This is a genomic window from Novosphingobium piscinae (assembly GCF_014230355.1).
GTDB lineage: Bacteria > Pseudomonadota > Alphaproteobacteria > Sphingomonadales > Sphingomonadaceae > Novosphingobium > Novosphingobium piscinae.
Genome location: NZ_JACLAX010000043.1, coordinates 1 through 2,579, shown reverse-complemented (window position 1 = coordinate 2,579; position 2,579 = coordinate 1). Strand labels below are relative to the sequence as shown.

3 protein-coding genes are annotated in these 2,579 nt (G+C 66.6%); all 3 read right to left on the bottom strand.

All coding sequences use genetic code 11. From position 1 onward, the window contains the following. Positions 1 to 53: 53 nt before the first annotated feature. From tnpC to tnpA, 3 genes are read right to left on the bottom strand one after another with little or no spacing between them, the layout of a single operon-like run. A complete protein-coding gene (gene tnpC / locus H7F53_RS17535; RefSeq protein ID WP_185680806.1) occupies positions 54 to 1,718 on the bottom strand; it encodes an IS66 family transposase in 1,665 nt (554 codons plus the stop codon). 60 nt (positions 1,719 to 1,778) lie between these two features. Then, positions 1,779 to 2,120 (bottom strand): IS66 family insertion sequence element accessory protein TnpB, encoded by a 342-nt coding sequence (gene tnpB / locus H7F53_RS17530; protein ID WP_185680805.1) that lies wholly within the window; start codon positions 2,118 to 2,120, stop codon positions 1,779 to 1,781. Continuing rightward, positions 2,117 to 2,485 (bottom strand): IS66-like element accessory protein TnpA, encoded by a 369-nt coding sequence (gene tnpA / locus H7F53_RS17525; protein WP_343062143.1) that lies wholly within the window; start codon positions 2,483 to 2,485, stop codon positions 2,117 to 2,119. Before tnpA ends, tnpB begins: the two co-directional genes overlap by 4 nt. Positions 2,486 to 2,579 lie beyond the last annotated feature (94 nt).

Here is a 2,579-nt window from a genome sequence, read left to right as displayed (position 1 = left end):
GTATCCATCCGGTGAGGGCCGCGGCGTGATCCCGACCGGATCGTAGGCCGGGTTTATGCGGCGAGCTTTGCAGCGCGCGGTCCCCAGTTCCAAGGCAGGAGCTGATCGAGCTTGGTGGCGGGATGATCGGCGATGCGAGCGAGGACATCGGCGAGCCAAGCCTGTGGATCTACGTCGTTGAGCTTCGCGGTCTGGATGAGCGTGTAGATGACGGCGGCGCGTTGCCCACCGCGATCTGATCCGCAGAACAGCCACGCCTTGCGACCGAGCGGGATGCAGCGGAGCGCGCGCTCGGCGGCGTTGTTCGTCAAGCAGACGCGGCCGTCGCCGAGGAAGCGCGTGAACGCGTCCCAGCGCTTGAGCATGTAGAAGCAGGCCTTGGTCAGATCGTGGCCGCGCGAGAGCTTGCCGACCTGCTCGTTGAGCCATGTGTGGAGCTCGGCCATGAGCGGCGCGCTGAGTTCCTGGCGGACCGCGAGCCGCTCGGCGGGGCTCTTGCCGTTGATGCCGCGCTCGATGTCGAACAGGGCATCGAGGCGCTGCACGGCTTCGAGCGCGATCGGATAGATCATGGCGGCGCTCTGTCCGCGGCTCTTCTTGCGGGCCGAGCTTACGACATCAGCGAGCTCGAAGAACTTGCGCCGCGCATGTGCGAAGCAGCCAGCCTCGAGCACGGGGCCGGGGTCGCGGCCTTCGCGATAGAGGTCGTTGTAGCCGCTATAGGCGTCGGCCTGCAGTATCCCCGACCAGCCTGCGAGATGGGCTTGCGGGTGCTCGCCGCGCCGGTCGCGCGAGTAGTGGAACAGGGCAGCTGGCGGATCAGACCCCGCGAAGGGCCGATCATCGCGAACATAGACCCATAATCGAGCCACATCGGTCTTGCCCCTGGCCATGACCGGCACGGTGGTATCGTCACCATGGATCCGGGTTGCGGCCAGAACATGCGCCTCGATCAGCTTGTAGATCGGCATCAGCGCGTGAGCAGCGGCGCCGACCTGGTCGGCAAGGGTCGAGAGGCTGAGCGGCACGCCTTCACGGGCGAACCGCTCGGCCTGACGGTTGAGGGGCTGATGCTGCCCATACTTCTCGAACAGGAGCATCGCGAGGAAGCTGGGGCCGGCCCATCCGCGGGGCACCACGTGGAACGGTGCCGGGGCCTGAGCGATCTTCTCGCAGTCCCGGCACGCAAACTTCTCGCGCACCGTCTGGATCACCTTCCACGAACGCGGGATGACCTCGAGCGTCTCGGTGACGTCCTCGCCGAGCTTGGAGAGCCGATCCCCGCCGCAGGCCGGGCAGGAACAAGGGGCAGGCACCACGACACGCTCGCGCGGCAGGTGATCGGGGAACGGCTTCCTTGCGGGCCGCTTGCGCTCGAAGGCGGTGACCGTGGTGGTCTTGGCCGCCGCTTCCTCGGCGATCAGGTCGTCTTCGGCAGCATCAGCCTCGAGCTCTTCGAGCTGCAGCTCCATCTGACCCAGCAGGCGTCGGCTGCGTTCGGCGCTGGGGCCATACTGCTCCCGCTTGAGCTTGGCGATCTGCAGCTTGAAGTGGGCGATCAGCGCCTCGATGGCGCTCTGATGGGCCATGGCGTTGGCAAGCTGGGCCGTCGCAGTAGCGGCGTTCTGCTCGGCTTCCTCGGCTCTGCGGGCCATCGTCGCCACCAGCGCCTTGAGCGCTTCAACGTCGTCCGGAAGGGGCGAGATGACGGCTTCCATGAACCAGAGTGAATCATGCGAGGCTCACTCCCGCAAGGGCAAAATCCCCGCATCTGCCGATTATCCTGCGCTCTGCGGCCGCCACGTATACTGGGGGTTCCTCCAGTCGATCCCCTCCAGCAGGCAGGCCAGTTGCGAGGGGGTCAGCGACACTGTTCCTTCCGCAGCCGAGGGCCACACGAACCGCCCCTTCTCGAGCCTCTTGGCGTAGAGCGACATACCGATCCCGTCGTGCCAGATGATCTTGATCAGCGATCCTGCGCGGCCGCGGAATACGAACAGATCGCCGCCGTGCGGATTACGCTTCAGGCCCTGCTGCACCAGCAGTGCCAGGCCCTGCATGCCCTTCCTCATATCCGTGTGACCCAGCGCGATCCACACCCGCCCGCCCGAAGGGATCATCGCAGGACCTTCAGCGCGGCAGCGACCAGCGCCGGCGATGCCGCCGCGAAAATGCTCAGCCGCTTGCCGCGCGGCAGGTCGATGATCATCGCGGGGTGCTCGATCGTGTTGGCCGCCGCCGCGTCCCCGTCGATCAGCGCTTCGGCGAATACTGGCGCTGGCAGTGCCTCGGGCGCGCTGGCCTCCTGGGCCACGCCTGCATCGAGCAACTTGCGCCGCCAGGTGTAGATCAGCCCGGACGAGACATCGTGCCGGCGGCAGACATCGGCAACCCGCGCGCCCGGCGCGAACGCCTCGGCCACAATCTGCAGACGTTCCTCATCGCTCCATCGCCGACGCCGCTCTGGCCCCGAAAATACCGTCACCTGGCCCAACGACCGCTCCTAAGCACACTCTTAAGAGCACGCTTAAGAGCGCTCGCTGCCTACCCAGGCAAGGCGGCCCCCGCCGGATGGATAC

Coding starts and splice junctions, on each gene's coding strand:
- tnpC (WP_185680806.1), bottom strand. CDS start 1,718: ATGGAAGCCGTCATCTCGCCCCTTCCGGACGACGTTGAAGCGCTCAAG.
- tnpB (WP_185680805.1), bottom strand. CDS start 2,120: ATGATCCCTTCGGGCGGGCGGGTGTGGATCGCGCTGGGTCACACGGAT.